Source organism: Herbidospora daliensis (assembly GCF_001570585.1).
Taxonomy (GTDB): Bacteria; Actinomycetota; Actinomycetes; order Streptosporangiales; family Streptosporangiaceae; genus Herbidospora; species Herbidospora daliensis.
This window is the reverse complement of record NZ_BBXF01000005.1, coordinates 569,962-586,408: the sequence shown is the minus strand read 5'-3', so window position 1 is coordinate 586,408 and position 16,447 is coordinate 569,962. Positions and strand designations below refer to the sequence as shown.

The following is a 16,447-nucleotide window of genomic DNA, read 5'->3' as shown; positions in this document are numbered from 1 at the left end:
TCGCGTCAGGCATGTGAAAATTTCACCGAAACCACCTGCTCGCGGGCGTTGCTTTCGGTCGTCCCGTGAAGGGTCTCCCGCAGCGCCTCCCGGTAGCCGCTGAAGTGAGCGTCCCTGGTCAGCGAAACTTTTCTCGCTGAATTCGATAGTTTTCAGAACATTGTTCCGCCGAGAGTCGATCGTATCGGTGTCCGCATGCCCACAGATCAGCGGAAACGAAGCCATGGATCGGCCGAAAACATGCCCGTAAACTTTCCGGTATGACCTCGACCGAGGATGTTCCTCGCGCCCCCGCCGACGCCCTGACCCTCGCCGAGATCGCCGGACTGGCGGGTGTGTCGGTGGCGACCGTCTCCAAGGTCGTCAACGGCCGTTCCGAGGTCGGCTCCGAGACCCGGGCGCTGGTCGAGGGCCTCATCCAGGAGCGGGGACTGCGTCGGCAGCGCCGCCGCATCAAACCGGCGGGCCTCATCGAGATCGTCTTCCACGAGCTGGCCGGCGACTATCCGATCGAGATCGTCAAGGGCGTCAGGGCGACGGCGGAGCACCACGGCGTGAACGTCATCGTCTCCGAATTGGGCGGCCGGCACGTCCCGGGCCAGCGGTGGATCAAGGACGTGCTGGGCCGTCGTCCGGCCGGGATCATCACGGTGTTCTCCGGCCCGACCGAGGAGCAGCGCCTGCTGCTGGCCACGCGCGACATGCCCCTGGTCGTGCTCGACCCGGCGGGCGACCCCGGCCGGGGGGTGCCGTCGGTCGGGGCGACCAACTGGAGCGGCGGCCTGGAGGCCACCCGCCACCTGCTCGAACTGGGCCACCGCCGGATCGCCATGATCACCGGCCCCGAGTTCGCGTTCTCCAGCCGGGCCCGCCTCGACGGCTACCGCACCGCGCTCGACGCCGCCGGGATCCCGGCCGACCCGGCGCTGATCCGCCGGGGGGCCTTCCAGATCGAAGACGGCGTCGAGTACGCCCGCGAGCTGATGGAGCTCGCCCACCCGCCGACCGCGATCTTCACCGCCAACGACGGGATGGCGATCGGCGTCTACCGGGCCGCCCACGAGCTCGGCCTGCGCATCCCCGACGACCTCAGCGTGGTCGGCTTCGACGACATGGCCACGTGGCGGTGGACCAATCCGCCGCTCACGACCGTCCGGCAACCCTTGGCCGAGATGGGGTCGGCGGCCACCGAGATGCTGGTCAAACTGGCCACGGGGGAGCCGCTGCCGCAGCGGCGGGTCGAGCTCGGCACCGAGCTGATGATCCGGGGCAGCACGGCGGCACCCCGGCGCTGATCCTTTCAGCCGTTCACCTGCGTCGATCGGTGAAATTTTCACGACCTCCGGCGGATTCGCACAGCGTGCCGCCCGGTCGGCTCAGGCCCTGTTTGACGCTTCTCGCGGTGCCGCGTTCGGGTGTGCGCAACAAGCCCAGCGACGCCGGAGACGTGACGATGGACGATCAGAACGAGCCCGAGAACGGCCGACGGAGCCTGCTGAGCCGCAGAGCCGTGCTGACCACGATGGGAACCCTGCCGGTCATCACGGCGGCCGCGACCGTCGTCGGGGCGTCGGAGGCGGCGGCCGCCACCGCGGTCATCGACCCCTCAACGCAGCGGCAGACGATCCGCGGGTACGGCGGCATGGCGCACGCCGCCTGGATCGGCGACCTGACCTCGGCCCAGCGCGAGACCGCGTTCGGCACCGGCGAGGGCCGCCTGGGCTTCTCGGTCCTGCGCATCCCCGTCCCGGAAAGCTCCGCCGACTTCAGCCGCGACCTGGCCACCGCCCGCCGCGCGGCCGAACTCGGGGTGCTGGTGTTCGCCTCGCCGTGGAACCCGCCCGCCTCCATGATCGAGACGTTCACGCGCGGCAGCCAGACCAACGCCAAACGCCTGCGCTACAACGCGTATGCCGCCTACGCCCAGCACCTGAACGACTTCACCACCCACCTGCGCAACAACGGCGTGAACCTGTATGCCATCTCGGTGCAGAACGAACCCGACTACGCCCACGACTGGACGTGGTGGACCTCCGCCGAGATGCTGCGCTTCCTGCGCGAGAACGCCGGCTCCATCAGCACCCGCGTCATCGCCCCCGAGTCCTTCCAGTACGTCAAGAGCATGTCCGACCCGATCCTGAACGACGCCACCGCCCTGGCCAACGTCGACATCATCGGCGCCCACCTGTACGGCACCTCCTACGCCAACTTTCCCTACCCCCTGTTCCAGCAGCGCGGCGCGGGCAAAGAGCTGTGGATGACCGAGGTCTACCACCCCAACAGCAGCGACTCGGCCGACCTGTGGCCCCAGGCGCTCGACGTCGGGGAGCACATCCACCGCGCCATGGTCGACGCCGAGTTCCAGATGTACGTCTGGTGGTACATCCGCCGCGGCTACGGCCCCATGCGCGAAGACGGCACGGTCAGCAAACGCGGCGCGATGATGGCCCACTACTCCCGCTTCGTCCGCCCCGGCTACGTCCGCATCGGCGCGACCGCCAACCCGGCCTCCAACGTCTACGTGTCGGCCTACCGCAGCGGCGGCACCGTCGTCATCGTGGCCATCAACAAGAACACCTCGGCGGTGAGCCAGCAGTTCACCATCGCGGGAAGCGCGGCCACCGGCGCGTCCTCCTGGGTCACCGACGCCAACCGCACCGTCACCCCCCAGGGCACGACGGCCATGACGAACGGCTCCCTGACGGTGTCGCTGCCCGCCCGCAGCATCACGACCTTCGTCACCACCGCAGGCCCGCTCCCCTCCCCGACTCCGACGCCCACGCCGTCGCCTTCGCCGAGCGGGGGCGGCGGGCAGTTCCGGGTGGCCTACACGATGAACGCCTGGAACAACGGCTTCACCGCGAACATCAGCATCACCAACAACGGCACCTCGGCCGTCAACGGCTGGACGCTCGTCTTCACCCTGCCGTCGGGACAGGCGATCACGTCGGGCTGGAACGCGACCTACTCGCCCTCAAGCGGCCAGGTCAGCGCGGTCAACGTCGGCCACAACGCCACGCTGGCCCCGGGCGCGACCATCGACGTCGGCTTCCAAGCGACCCACACCGGCAACACCGCGGAGCCGGGCGCCTTCACCCTCAACGGCGTGCCCTGCACCGTGGTGTGACCTGGTCCGGATGCGGATATGCGGCGTCGCCTGTACGCCGAAGCGAACCCCGCCCAGGGCGGCCCGCCCCGGCGGATCCGGGAATCGTGGCCGCCCGCAGCCGAGCAGCACGGCCGTCGCGCGCCTCGGCGAGCGCAGCGGCGTGGACCGCCACCAGCGACAAGCTGGCGGTTCCCCCGCCGCCTCAGCCACCATGTGCTCCTCGCGCAGGGCGTCGTCCGCGCCCGGCAGGTCGCCCTGCGCGAGGCGGAGCGCGGCCCGAGCGTTCGAGCCCGACGTCCGGACCGCGTTGCAGGGCTGGCTTGGTTCGGGGCCTTGAGCAGGGCTGGCTTGGTCCAGCGGCTTTGAGCAGGGCTAGCTTGGTCCGGGGCCTTTGAGCAGGGTCGGCCTGGTCCAGCGGCTTCGAGCAGGGCTGGCCTGGTCCGGGGCCTTTGAGCAGGGCTGGCCTGGTCCAGCGGCTTTGAGTAGGGCTGGTCTGGTTCGGCGGCTTCGAGGAGGGCGGCGGCCCGGTCGGGGCCGTCGATCCGGATGCTGAAGTCGGTCTCGCGCGTCGGTCGGTGGCGGCTCGGCCGACGCCGCGTGCGGTGCGCGTTCTCCGGCGGTGGTGATCGGCGCGGGGCGCCTGGCCGACGAATGTGATTGCCGCTGCCGGGCGTGGTGTACGTCGAGATCGTCCATGATGTCGCCGACGCCGCTGTTGGCGCAGGCGCGCGGGCTTCCGTCAGACCGGGTGCCGAGCCGCTGCGGTGCCGCCGGTCCCGGGGACGAGCGGCGTCGAGCCGGTCTGGCGTAGGGGCGTGGTCATGTCGGCCGGAGGCTTGTCTGGTCGCCGGGGGAGGGTGGGCCGAAGCGTTCGCAGAGGCGCTCGAGACCCAGGCCGCTGATGAGCAGACGTTCCTTGGCGTTGCCGAGCAGCTCGGCGCTCCAGGTGACGAATCCTCCGTCGCCGAGGTTGAGGTCGTCTCCGGTCGAGGTGGTGGCGCGGATCTCGAAGCAGGCGTCCCGGTAGTAGCCGCGGCCGCCGATGCGATCGTCGTCGAAAGCGAACGTGGTGCCGGGATGTGCGTGCGTGAGCCGGTCCAGGACATCCTCCAGCGCGGCCCGGTGGCCGGCGGTCAGGTCGGTGACGGACACGCGCACCGGGCCGATGCGGTGTCCGAGGGCGCGGGCGTCGTCCAGGACGTCGAGATGGGCGCCGATCTGCTCGGCCAGGGCCGTGGTCTCGAAGGCGAACGAGCCCTCGTTCCGTCCGGCGGTGCACAGCCCCAGGAGTGCGAAGTGCGCCGCCATGCCTGGGCCGGCGAAGTCCTGGGCGCGCACCACCCGGTGAACGGCGGCCAGCCGGACCCGCTGGCGTGAGCGCGCGTCGGAGCGCAGCAACTGCCGGCGGCGTACCGCGCATTCCAGGGCCAGCACGTTGGTGGTGTCCGCGACGACCTCGGTGGTGCGGACGGTCGTGACCACTTTGTTCTGGTCTGCGGTCGCCACCGCCGAGACGGTGCCCAGCGGGCACAACGGCGACAGCGCAATCGCGGTGAAGGCGTGCTCCGCCAGCCGCCCGTGTGCCAGGGCCTCCAGGCATGCCAGCTCTGCGGGGTCCACGGCCGACGGCCGGGTGAAACGGTTGTGCTCGTAAGCGTGCAGCAGACGAGCGGGGGTCACTGCGGCGGCGCGGCGGCGAGAGACCTCCAGCAGCAGCGTCTGCAGATCGGTCGGCGACAATCGCTCGGCGAGCGCCTCCAGCAGCTCGGGAACGGCGCCCTCACGCAGGATCCGGCCGAGCCACCGATCCTGCGCCCGCGCCGCAGGCCGACCTTCACCGTGTCCGGGTGGATCACTCATCACCTCATCGTGGAGGACTCCCCGGCATCGGGGATACAGCTTTACCAACCGCCTTCCCCGTCAAGGGCGGTGCTCGGAGGGCAGGTCGGGCCCCCAGTCGAAGTCGCTGAGCTGGATACGGAGGTCGCCCTCGCCAGTGACGACCAGGCGGGCGCCCTCGGCGTGGGTCTCGGTCTCCCGCACGCCGCTCAGAGCGTGAAGCCGGTGCCACGTGCGGCGCGTTCTCCGATGACGGCGATCAGGGGGCGACTCGGCGGACGCGGCGTGTGGCGCGTTCTCCGATGATGGGGATCAGGGGGCGACTCGGCGGACGCGGCGTGTGGCGCGTTCTCCGATGATGGGGATCAGGGGGCGACTCGGCGGACGCGGCGTGTGGCGCGTTCTCCGATGACGGCGATCAGGGGGCGACTCGGCGGACGCGGCGTGTGGCGCGTTCTTCGATGACGGCGATTAGGGGGCAACTCCGGCGGACGCCGCGTGTGGCGCGTTCTCCGATGACGGCGATCAGGGGGCGACTCGGCGGGTGCCGCGTGTGGCGTGTTCTCCGATGATGGCGATCAGCGGGCAGCTCGGCGGACGCTGCGTGTGGCGCGGGATTCCCGGCGACGGTGATCGAGGCGAGGGCCGGCCTGTGTGGCCGGATCGCCCGTGCCCAGCGGTCAGGACGCCTCATTTCGGCGGCTGTTCGGACTGCCCGTGCTCGGTGGTCGGGACGCCTCGTTTCGGCGGCTGAACGGCAGGCGTGGATGGGACGGTTGCGGAGCTGGTGGCGATCTTGGAGCATCGCCTTACCGACGCGTGCGACGTTCTGGAGCGGCTGTGGTCATCGAGGATCTGTCAGAGCCCGAACGCAGCCTCTGGGACGCGTTTCCCGCATCGCTTCCCGTGGATCTTCCTGGCGCGCCTGTCCGGGCCGCCGTCATCGCGGCAATGCTGCTCGGCGCACGGGAACGCCTGGCGGGGGAGACCCCCGGCATGCGCCTGTCCGGGGCCCGGATCACCGGCCGCCTGGACCTGTCGCACGCCGAGGTGCAGAGCCCGCTGATCTTGACCGGGTGCGAGTTCGACGAAGCGCCGGTCCTCACTGGAGCCCGTACCGGGCTGGTCGACTTCGCCGGGTCCCGGCTGCCCGGACTACAGGCCGTGGATGCCGTGATCGGCGGCGGCCTGCGTCTGGAAGCTTGCGTGATCGACGGCCCGGTGCAGCTCGGTGGAACCCACTTCTCCGGGACGCTGAATCTCAGCGGCACGATGATCCACGCGGACGTCCAGGCCGACGGGCTGATCGTCGATCGTGACCTCCTAGGTGCGGACGCCGTCGTCGACGGTGAGTTACGTGTCGCGGGCGCCAGGGTCGGCGGGACCATGACCCTCGACGGCGCGCGGGTCGGGCGGTCGGGCGGGCGCAGCCTCGTCGCCGAAGGGATCGCCGTCGACGGCGGGTTGTCGTGCGGTCCCGGTTTCCACTCCTACGGCGAACTCAACGTGCAGGACGCCCGGGTGGGTCGCCGATGCGTCTTCAGCGGGGCCCGGTTGTCGAACCCCGACGGCGTCGCCCTCAATGCGGAACGGCTCACCGTCGAGGGCGGGCTGCTCGCCAACCAGGGATTCACGTCCGAGGGTGAAGTACTGCTACGCGGGGCCCGCATCGCCGGTTCCCTCTCCTTCGCGCACGCGAGTCTGGACAACCCGGGTGGACGCGCGCTGAACGCGCCGCTGATGGAGATCGGCAGCGGGCTGCGGGCCACGCCGGGTTTCGTGGCGACCGGAGAGGTCTTCCTCGACTCCACCCAGGTCCGCGGCTCGCTCAACGTCGATGGGGGCAAGCTCTCGAACCCGGGAAAGACGGCGTTGTCACTGCGGCGGCTGGGGGTCACCGGCAGGCTCAGTTGCGGCGACGGCTTCGGCGCCGACGGGGAGATCGTGCTGAGCAGCGCCAGAGTCGAGGGCAACGTGGACTTTCACGGCGCGGCCCTTCGCAACCCCGGCGGCCGGGTGTTGTCGTTGTGGGAGGTGACCGCAGGCGGAGGCGTCGACTGCTGCGAGGGCTTCACGGCCGAAGGGGAGGTCTCGATCAGGAACTCCCGGATCGCCGCCACCCTGTGCTTCGAGGAGAGCACCGTCGACGGTGAGCTGCGCCTGCGTGGCGTCGAGGCGGCGTCGCTGAAGATCGGGCCGCGGACCACGCTGCGGGGCGCCGTCGACCTGCGCCACACCCGGGTCGGCGTGCTCGACGACGTTCCCGGCCGGTGGCCCGCGCGCCTGCTGATGAACGGCTTCACGTACGACAGCCTGGAGGCCCCTCTGCCGGTCAAGGAGCGCCTCGACTGGCTCGCGAAGGAGCAGTACCAGCCGCAGCCGTATGAGCAGTTGACCTCGGTCTACCGCCGGCACGGCCACGACGAGGCCGCTCAGGACGTGCTGCTGGCCAAACAGCGGCGCCGTCGCGCGGGACAGCGGCTCGGGGCGCGGTCGTGGGGGTACCTGCAAGATTGGACCGTCGGGTACGGCTACCGGCCGTTCCGCGCCGCGTTCTGGCTCGCCGCGCTGCTGCTTCTCGGCACGGTCGTCTTCGCCGTCGACGAGCCGCCGGCGTTCAAGCCGGGTGAGGCGCCGCCCTTCAACGCCTTCCTCTACACGCTGGACCTGCTCCTCCCGATCATCGGTTTCGGGCAGGAGACCGCCTTCGGCCCGCGCGGCCCGCACCAGTGGCTCGCCGCCGCGTTGATCGCCGCCGGATGGATCCTGGCGACCACCATCGTGGCGGGCCTCACCCGCGCGCTCTCCCGCCAGTGACCCCGGTCACGGGGTGATCAGGCCGATCCGGTACGCCAGCACGACCGCCTGCACCCGGTCACGCAGGTCGAGCTTGGTCAGGATCCGCGACACATACGTCTTCACCGTCTCAGGCGTGATGAACAACGCGGCGGCGATCTCGGCGTTGGACAACCCGGCGGCCAGCTGCGTCAGCACCTCCAGCTCGCGGCGCGTCAGCACGTCCACCACGTCACGGCCGGGTGCGGCGGGGCGCACCCGTTCGGCGTGGTGGCCGATCAGGGCGCGGGTGACGGCGGGGGCCAGGAGGGAGTCGCCGGCGGCGATCGTGCGCACGCCGCCGACGAGTTCGGCCGGGTGGGCGTCCTTCAGCAGGAAGCCGCTGGCCCCCGCCCGGAGCGCCTCGTAGACGTACTGGTCGACGTTGAAGGTGGTGACCACGAGGATCTTCGCGGGGTTCACGGTGCCGGGGCCGGCCAGCTGACGGGTGGCCTCGATGCCGTCGACGACGGGCATGCGGACGTCCATCACGATCACGTCGGGGTTCAGCCGCCGGGCCGCCTCCACGGCCGCGCGGCCGTCGGCGGCCTCGCCGACGACCTCCATGTCGGGCTGGGCGTCGAAGATGGTGACGTATCCGGCGCGGACCAGCGCCTGGTCCTCGCACACCAGCAGCCTGATCACGCCTCGCTCCTCGACGGGATCAGCGCCCGGACGGTGAAGCCGCCCTCGGGGCGGGTTCCGGCGGTCAGCTCGCCGCCGAGCAGCCGCAGGCGTTCGCGCAGTCCGGCCAGGCCGCGTCCGCCCGGTGCGGCGTCGGTGGCCAAAGGGCCTTCGGTGGTCACCTCGATCTCGACGTGGTCGTCGCCGTGGCGGACCAGCACGGCGGTCGGCTGCCCGGTCGCGTGTTTGCGGGCGTTGGTGAGCGCCTCCTGGACGACCCGGTAGACGGCCAGCTCGACGTCGACGCTCCGGGCGATCGGACGGCCGTGCTCGGTCAGCTCGACGGGCTGGCCGGACCGCCGGGCCTGTTCCACCAGCTCGTCCACGGTGCCCAGGGCCGGGGCGCCGGTGGCCTCCAGGACGCCGAGCAGCGAGCGCAGCTCGGTCAGCGCGCGGCGGCCGGTTCCGCTGATGGCCGTGAGCGACTCGCCGGCCCGGCCGGGGGCGCTCGACAGCAGGTAGTGGGCGGCGTCGGCCTGGACCACCATCGCGGTCACGTGGTGGGTGACCACGTCGTGCAGTTCGCGGGCGATGCGGGTGCGTTCGGCGACCACGGCCACCTCGGCCGACAACCGCCGCCGTTCGGCCTCGTCGGCCCGCCATCGGCGCACGCCCGCTCCGGCCGTCCAGATCACCGCCAAGACCACGTAGAACGCGAGGAAGTCGGGGAACCGCTGCGGCGAGCCCAGCAGGTGGAGGACGAACGCCAGGACGGCGTAGGCCGCCGTCGCCGCGATCCAGGTCGGGCGGCGCAGCCGGGTCTGATGGGCGCCGGCGGCGTAGAGGGCCAGGTAGAGGCCGACCGTGCCGAACGTCGCCGGGTAGGCGAGGGTCTGGTGCAGCGTGAACGCGAGGCCGACGACGGCCAGGCAGGCCCCGGGCCACCGGGTGCGCACGGCCAGCGGGACGGTCAGCGCCAGGGTGAGCCCCACGGCCAGCGCGTCGGAGGGCCGTTTGGGCAGGTCGCCGATCTCGGCTCCGATGACCGCCACGGTCGGCACGAAGGCCAGCAGCGTGAGGAGCGCGGCGAGCAGACCATCCCTCTTGGCTGACACCCGACGAGCCTAACGGCGCGCGCGGCGCAACATCGCCGCCGCGATCACCAGGCTCACGACGACCGGCACGACCGAGGCTTCGAGCCCGAACCCGCCGCCGGTGAGCCACTCCGGCCCGGAGACGTGCGCGGTCAGCACCCCCTCGGACGGATGACCGGAGACGGGGATGCCCAGCAGCGCCTCGGCCGCGTTCCAGGCGAAGTGCAGCCCGACCACGAACCAGATGGTGCGCCGCCACAGGAACGCGGCCCCCAGCAGAACCCCGGCCTCGACGGCGATCGCCACCGAACTCCACAACGTGGCCCCGGGGTTGAACAGGTGCAGCAGGCCGAACAGCACCGCGGTGACCGCCAGCGCCACCCTCCCGCCGAACCACTGTTCCAGCGCCTGCAGCGCCAGCCCGCGGAACAGCAGCTCCTCGGTGACGGCCGCGCCGATCGCGACCGCGACCACCGGCAGCACCGCCGACAGCCCTTGCGACCAGGTGAACGAGTAGCCGCCGAACACCGTGATCACCAGCACCGAGACGAGCACGAACCCCAGGCCGACCGCGCCGCCCGCCAGCGCCTCGCGGCCGGCTCCCCGCCGGGCCAGTTCCGGCAGGGGACGGCGGGCGACGAAGCGCATCACCGTCCAGTAGACGGCCGTCGCCGCGACCGCGGCCACGACGGCGAGCGCCGCGCCGCCGGAGGCGAGCGCCGACGCCGCGCCGACGCCGACCAGCCCGACGGGGAGCCAGATGAGCGGAGAGCGGGTGCGCCGTGCCGTGTTCATGGGACCTCCGGTGACCGCCGCCGCATCCGTACGGCGACCCGCCGGAAACGCTACGAACCCGGGCCCGACACACGAATCCCCCGTGGGGGACCACTTCGGGTCGCTCTCACGGGGGATGCGCCGGACGGTCAGCTCACGCCGAAGTCCTTGAAGTCGAACTGGCCGGTGACGTTCGCCGCGTGCGAGGTGGCGATGAGCCCCGCGTCCTGCACGGCGGCGATGCCGGGCAGGGTCACGGTCGCGCCGACCTTCGTCCAGGTCGTGCCGTTCTTGGAGTAGTAGCCGCTGACCTGGTCGCCGGCGCGGACGAGCCGGACCCACACCGGCGCGGTGACCCCGGACGCCCCGCTGAAGGAGTCGAGGTAGCCGTTGCCGTTGGCGTCCCACTGGAACGCCACCCCGTTGCCGGGGGTGGCGACCATGACGGCGTAGCCCGGCGAGGCCGCCGTGCCGGTGACGTCGTTGCGCAGCACGACGCCCGCCTTCGCCCACGCGTTGGTGTTGTCGAGCCGGGTGACCTGCGCGGTGACGGTGGAGGCGGCGCCGGCCACGTCGTCGCGGTAGGCGGCGCCGAACTCGTCGAAGGAGCCGCCGCCGTCCTGCCAGATGTCGGCACCGGAGGTGACGATGACGACCTCCGACCCGGCCTCGGCGAACTGGCTGGGCACCGAGCCGTGGCCCTTCATCGTGGTGAGGGGGTTCAGCGCCGACACGGTGACCGACCGGGTCAGGCTGAAGGCGGCCTGGTCGGCGCGTCCGGTGACGGCCGCCTTGACCTCCGCGCGGCTGACGGGGCTGGACACCGACTCAGGGGCGGTGACCTTCCACGTCTCGCTGTCGGAGGCGCCGGAGTCGAGGCCGTACCGCACCGGCTTGCCGACGCGCTCGGCCCGCCAGCCGGCCGGGACGGTGACGGCGACCGCGAACTCCGAGGCCCGGCGCGGGCTGAAGTTCTGGACGGTCACGGTGACGTCGGTCGACTCCCCGGCCCGCAGCACGGCCGGGTCGGCCGCGAGGGCCGCGCCGACCGCGGGCCGCTGCGTGTTCGGGGCGCCCCGGTAGTCGTCCCGGGGACCCGACTGGTAGATCACCCGGCTGGCCTCCAGCGGGAGCGTCGCCTCGGTGACGGTGCGGTTGCCCCGGGCGACGTTGCCGCGCTGCCCGTTCACGATGCCGGTGATGGCCGGGTTGGTGGCGTAGTTGTCGATCAGGGTGAGGTCGCCGGTGCGGTTGCCGTTCTGGTTGTTGGCGTGCGCCCACTGGGCGGCGGTCCGCACGAACACGTTGCGGCTGGCGCTCAGGTATCGGGAGCCCTCGTCGAAGTAGAGGCCGAGCTGGCCGCTGCCCTCGCAGTAGTTCTCGTCGATGACGCTGCGCGGCATCGCCGACAGGGTGTAGATGCACCCGGCGTCGAACATCGTCTGCACGACGTTGCGGACGTGGTTGCCGACGATGCGGACGTCGCTCAGGGTCGTCGGCGTGTCGTAGACGGGCTGGAAGTCGTAGAGGCCGCGGTTGACGTATTCGGGGCTGCCGCCCGGGTCGTTGGCGCCCCAGCCGTAGCCGAGCCCGATGCCCGTGTACGGCATGTCGGAGACGTAGTTGTGCTCGATCGCCAGCCGGGTCACGTAGCTGGCGAAGATCGCGTCCTGGTCGAGGTACTCCAGCGCGGTCGCGTAGACGCGGTTGTCGGTGATCGAGATGTCGCTGTTGACCATGCGGGGGTCGGAGGGGTGGTGCGCGTCGGGCCGCACGCCGCCGACCATGATGCCGCCGCCGGCGTTCGCGGTGAACGTGCTCCCCACGACCGACACCTTGCGGGCGCCGAGGCCGACCTCGCTGGCGTGCGCGTTGGCGTCGTTGCCGATGCCGAGCGCGAGCGAGCCGAGGTTGGTGAACGTGCTGGCGGTGAAGGCGATGTTCTCGGCGGCCGAGACCTGGACGGCCGACGCCGACTGCGCCCACCCGTTGCGGGAGCCCTCGAAGCCCTTGCAGCCGAACGCGCAGGAGGTGAACGCGTCGGCGGGCCGGTGCGGCTGGACGCCGCTGATGAACACGCCGGTCTGCTGGTTGGCGTAGCCGTCGGAGGTGCTGGGGTGCAGCCACGAGGTGCCGGTGAAGGTCAGGTTCTCGAAGCGCAGGTTGCGGGCCGGGGCGTCGTAGGTGCCGCCGACCTGGAGCAGCGACTCCAGCCGGGGCAGCTCGACCCGCGCCGTGGACATGTCCTGGCCGGCTAGCGGCTTGTAGTACAGGACGCCCGCAGTGGTGTCGAGGTACCACTCGCCGGCCTCGTTGAGGAAGCTCTTGGAGTTGAGCAGGGTGAACGTCCCGGCGCGCAGCGGCTGCTGGATGGCGTCGTAGCCGTAGGTGTTGTTGTTCCAGGCCGGCTGCTGCATCACGACGGTGTTCCCGGTGATGCTCTCGACGGGCGCGAACCGGTTGGTGAACGACAACATCGCCTGGAACTCGATGCGCTTCTGGTCGGGCAGCCCGGCCAGGTAGGACAACGCGGGGTTGTTGATCGTGAAGCCGTTGGCGTTGAACGTGACGTCGCTGCGGGCCAGCCGCAGCCGGGCCTTCTGGGCGAGCTTGCCGTCGACGTACAGCTGGCGGGTGTCGAAGCCGGTGCCGACGGCGGCCTTGTAGACGCCGGTGGCGGCGTCGTCGAGCTCCCAGCCGGTGACGGGCCGGGCGCCGCTGATCACGGGGTGGGCGTCGCGGGCGGCCGTCCAGGTGACGGTGGTGCCGTCGGCGGGGGAGTCCTCGGCGGTCAGGCGCAGGGGCTCGGTCAGCCGGTGGACGCCGTCGAGCAGCTCCACCGTGACGTTGACGTCGCCCTTGGCGATGGCGGCGCGGACCCGGCGCTGCGCCTCGGCGAGCGTGGCCAGCGGGTCGTCGCGCCGGCCGTCTCCGCCGTCGTCGGCGTTGGCCGCGCCCGTGGGCGCGACCACGATGGTGTGGCTGGTGGGGGCGGCCTCAGCGGGGGCGGACAGCGCCCCGGTGAGGAGCGCCGTGGTGAGGGCGGCCGCCAGGGCGGCCACGGGACGTCTGCGCGTTGTGGAGAACGGACGCACAGCTGTTCCTTTCTTCCAGTACGAGGGGCGCACGTGAACGTAATTCGTATGACGTCTTACGTCAATGGCCCCTCGATCGCCGGAAGAGCTCTATCGAAGTCGTTCCTCCACTTCAGCCATGGTCGACGCCCAGATCTCGGAAGCCGGGTCGATGACCGCGAAGTGGTCGCCCGGACGTTCGACATATGAGACGTCGTCGCCCGCCGCGGCCGCCTCGGCGGCGTAGCGGCGGTTGAAGTCCAGCAGGTCGAGGTCGTCGTCGCCGCCCATGACGACCAGGTGAGGCACGCCGATGGGCAGGCGGCGCATCGGGTCGGCGGCGGCGTACACCTCGGGGAGCTCCGTGGACGGACCGCCGAGGGCGTGCGCGACCGCGCCGGTGCCGACGCGGCGGCGTTCGCCCTCCGCGAGGTCGAGCACCCCGGCCAGGGAGACGGCCAGCGCGATCCGGTCGTCGTCGGCGGCGGCGCGCAGGGCGAGCTGGCCGCCCGCCGAGTGGCCGAAGACGGCGATCCGGCCCGGGTCGGCCACGTCGAGGCCGGTCAGGCGGTCGATCCCGGCCGCGACGTCGGCGACGGTGGCCGGCCAGCCGTGCCGGTCGGGGCGGCGGTATTCGAGGTTCCAGGCGGCGTAGCCGCGTGCGGCCAGGTCGATCGCCAGGGCGTCCATCAGGTCGGCGGCCCAGATCGAGCGCCAGTAGCCGCCGTGCACGAGCACCGCGACCGGCAGCCGGCCGCCGTCGTGCTCCGGGGGCAGGCGCAGCTCGCCCCACTGCTCGTCGCCGGGGCCGTAGGCGATGCGCTCGGCCGGGTGCCGCAGCCGGTGGACGGCGTGGCGGATGGCCCAGGCCAGGCCCCACAGGCCCCGGCCGTAGAGATACACGGAGCCGGGGGAGACCTCGACCGGGCCGGTGTCGGCGGGGTCGTACCAGACGACCGGGGCGGGGTGCGGAACCGGTGCGCCGACCGCGACCACGGTGTCGGTCGTCTCGCCGAGGCCGGTCACCACGCGGCCCTCGACGCCGAGGCGGCGGAACTCCGCCTCGGCGATCTGCCGGACCAGCTCGGAATCGGCCGTCAGGCCGGGAACGAGCGCCACGGTGATCATGAGGTTCTCCCGAGGAAACGCAGGGCGTTGCCCGACAGCAGCTTGTCCCGCTGCGCCGCGCTGAGGAACGCCGCCTCGTGCACGACCCGGCCGACCGGGCGCTCGCCCAGCGGGTAGGGGTAGTCGCTGCCGACCATCACCCGGTCGTCGCCGAGCACGTCCACCAGCAGCCGCAGCGCCGCCGGGTCGAACACGACGCTGTCGACCGAGAACCGGTCGACGTAGTGGCTCGGCGGGTGGGCCGACCGGCCGCGCACCACGTCGCCCCGGCGGTGCCAGGCGTTGTCGGCGCGGCCGAGCCAGAACGGGAAGCTGCCGCCGCCGTGCGCGAAGCACAACCGCAGCGTGTCGGGCACCTGGTCGAAGACGCCGCCGAGGACGAGCGCCAGCACCGACAGGTGCGTCTCGGCCGGCATGCCGGTCAGCCAGCGCGCCATCCACCGGTCGAGCCGGGGGCCGCCGGGCATGTCCCACGGGTGCACGAAGACCGGCGCGCCGACCTCCGCGCAGTGCCGCAGGAACATCACGATGCCCGCGTCGTCGAGGTCGCGGTCGCCGACGTGGTTGCCGATCTCGACGCCCGCGTGCCCGTTGGCCAGGCAGCGGTCGAGCTCCTCGCACGCCGCCTCCGGGTCCTGGAGCGGCACCTGGCAGAACGGCACCAGGCGGTCGCTCTTCCCGGTCAGCTCCAGCGTGAGGTCGTTGAAGATCCGGGCCACCTTGACGGCCTGGTCGGCGGGGCGGTCGTAGGAGAAGAACACCGGCGTCGGCGAGACGACCTGCACGTCGACGCGGTCGGCGTCCATGTCGGCCAGCCGGGTGGCGGCGTCCCAGGCCTGCGCCCCGATCGGGCGGAACTCGGTCTCGCCCACCATGATCATGGCGGCACGTTCGGAGTCGACGCGCAACCAGGGCCAGCCCGTGCCGCCGCAGGCGGCGGCCAGGTCGGGCCAGCCCTTCGGCACCAGATGGGTGTGGACGTCGACGACGGGCCCGGCCATCAGCCCTTGCCCGGGTGGAGCGCGCCGCACCCGGCGCAGGTGCGGGCGGCCTCGTCGGCGTAGAACGCCTGGAAGACCGGCGGCAGGTCCTGGACGATGTCGCGGACCTGGAGCTCGACCTCGTGCAGCAGGGTGCCGCAGTCGAGGCAGTACCACTGGAACTTCTCCAGCGTGCCCTCCTCGCGCACCCGCTCGACCACCATGCCGATCGACCCGGCCTCGGGCCGCTGGGGCGAATGGGGCACGTTCCCCGGCAGCATCCACATCTCGCCCTCGCGGACGTGCACGGTACGCGGCCCTTCCGGCGTCATGAGGTTGACGTGCATGTTGCCCTTGACCTGGTAGAAGAACTCCTCGTACGGGTCGACGTGGAAGTCGGTGCGCTGGTTGGGGCCGCCCACGACCTGCACGATGAAATCCGATCCGCCCGGGAACATCTCCTTGTTGCCGACCGGGGGCTTCAGCAGGTGCTGGTTGCCCTCGATCCAGCCAGGGAAGTTCACCGGTTCCGTGATGTCGGTCATTCGTCGACTCCTTCCGGCAGTAGCGCCACGGCCTGTATCTCGATCAGCAGATGGGGATGGGGGAGCTGGTGCACCGCCACGGTGGTGCGGGCGGGCCCGGTCTCGTCGAAGTACTCGGCGTAGACCTCGTTGTAGCCGCCGAAGTCGTTCATGTTCACCAGGTAGGTCGTCACCTGCACCAGGTCGGACAGGCCCGCCCCGGCGGCGGCGAGGATGTCGGCGATGTTCTCGATCACGGCGCGGGTCTGCACCCGGATGTCCAGCGAGGTCGTGCCCATCGCGTCGGCCTCCGCGCCCGCGATGCTGTTGTCGGGACGCCGGCTGGAGGTCCCCGACACGAAGGCGAACCCGCCGGCGACCTTCAGATGCGGGAACCGCCCGCGCGGGGTCGCCTTCCCCGGAACGATCTTGCCCGCGCTCATGAGCCCGCTCCCGGCGCGATCGG

Annotated in this window: 13 protein-coding genes; 3 read left to right on the top strand and 10 right to left on the bottom strand. The window is 71.6% G+C overall.

Features of this window, described 5'->3' with window-relative positions; translation table 11 throughout:
- The first annotated feature begins 260 nt into the window (after positions 1–260).
- Together AW274_RS25895 and xynC are read left to right on the top strand one after the other, a co-directional pair.
- Positions 261–1,295, top strand: coding sequence for a LacI family DNA-binding transcriptional regulator (locus AW274_RS25895; RefSeq protein ID WP_062437132.1), 1,035 nt, complete (start codon positions 261–263; stop codon positions 1,293–1,295).
- A gap of 107 nt (positions 1,296–1,402) precedes the next feature.
- Complete coding sequence (gene xynC / locus AW274_RS25890; protein ID WP_269750621.1) at positions 1,403–3,127, top strand: glucuronoarabinoxylan endo-1,4-beta-xylanase XynC; 1,725 nt, start codon at positions 1,403–1,405, stop codon at positions 3,125–3,127.
- Positions 3,128–3,928: 801 nt separating this feature from the next.
- Here xynC and AW274_RS25885 read toward each other — a convergent pair.
- Positions 3,929–4,969, bottom strand: a complete 1,041-nt coding sequence (locus AW274_RS25885; protein ID WP_157520723.1) for a hypothetical protein — start codon at positions 4,967–4,969, stop codon at positions 3,929–3,931.
- 60 nt (positions 4,970–5,029) lie between these two features.
- Positions 5,030–5,152: a hypothetical protein gene (locus tag AW274_RS42715; protein WP_269750620.1), complete on the bottom strand. Its 123-nt coding sequence runs from the start codon at positions 5,150–5,152 to the stop codon at positions 5,030–5,032.
- 702 nt (positions 5,153–5,854) lie between these two features.
- Between AW274_RS42715 and AW274_RS25880 the strand changes: the two genes are divergently transcribed.
- Positions 5,855–7,765 carry a bactofilin family protein gene (locus AW274_RS25880; RefSeq protein ID WP_157520722.1) on the top strand — a complete coding sequence of 637 codons (1,911 nt, stop codon included), beginning with the start codon at positions 5,855–5,857 and terminating at the stop codon, positions 7,763–7,765.
- Positions 7,766–7,771: 6 nt separating this feature from the next.
- Here the strand turns inward: AW274_RS25880 and AW274_RS42170 are convergent, their stop codons facing one another.
- From AW274_RS42170 to AW274_RS25840, 8 genes are all read right to left on the bottom strand, one after another.
- Positions 7,772–8,428, bottom strand: a complete 657-nt coding sequence (locus tag AW274_RS42170) for a response regulator (RefSeq protein WP_062437126.1) — start codon at positions 8,426–8,428, stop codon at positions 7,772–7,774.
- On the bottom strand, positions 8,425–9,522 hold the full coding sequence (locus AW274_RS42165) for a sensor histidine kinase (protein ID WP_232320372.1): 1,098 nt from the start codon (positions 9,520–9,522) through the stop codon (positions 8,425–8,427). The genes AW274_RS42170 and AW274_RS42165 overlap by 4 nt, the downstream gene beginning before the upstream one ends.
- A gap of 9 nt (positions 9,523–9,531) precedes the next feature.
- A complete protein-coding gene (locus AW274_RS25865) occupies positions 9,532–10,296 on the bottom strand; it encodes a CPBP family intramembrane glutamic endopeptidase (RefSeq protein WP_062437123.1) in 765 nt (254 codons plus the stop codon).
- Between the two features lie 128 nt (positions 10,297–10,424).
- Positions 10,425–13,370 (bottom strand): NEW3 domain-containing protein, encoded by a 2,946-nt coding sequence (locus tag AW274_RS25860; protein WP_157520721.1) that lies wholly within the window; start codon positions 13,368–13,370, stop codon positions 10,425–10,427.
- Between the two features lie 90 nt (positions 13,371–13,460).
- A complete protein-coding gene (locus AW274_RS25855) occupies positions 13,461–14,477 on the bottom strand; it encodes an alpha/beta hydrolase family protein (RefSeq protein ID WP_062437119.1) in 1,017 nt (338 codons plus the stop codon).
- Entirely contained in the window at positions 14,474–15,478 is a 1,005-nt protein-coding gene (locus tag AW274_RS25850; RefSeq protein ID WP_062437117.1) for an amidohydrolase family protein, read from the bottom strand. Before AW274_RS25850 ends, AW274_RS25855 begins: the two co-directional genes overlap by 4 nt.
- Positions 15,478–16,002 (bottom strand): 3-hydroxyanthranilate 3,4-dioxygenase, encoded by a 525-nt coding sequence (locus tag AW274_RS25845; protein ID WP_062437115.1) that lies wholly within the window; start codon positions 16,000–16,002, stop codon positions 15,478–15,480. The genes AW274_RS25850 and AW274_RS25845 overlap by 1 nt, the downstream gene beginning before the upstream one ends.
- Positions 15,999–16,424: a RidA family protein gene (locus tag AW274_RS25840; protein ID WP_062437114.1), complete on the bottom strand. Its 426-nt coding sequence runs from the start codon at positions 16,422–16,424 to the stop codon at positions 15,999–16,001. Before AW274_RS25840 ends, AW274_RS25845 begins: the two co-directional genes overlap by 4 nt.
- Between the last annotated feature and the right edge of the window lie 23 nt (positions 16,425–16,447).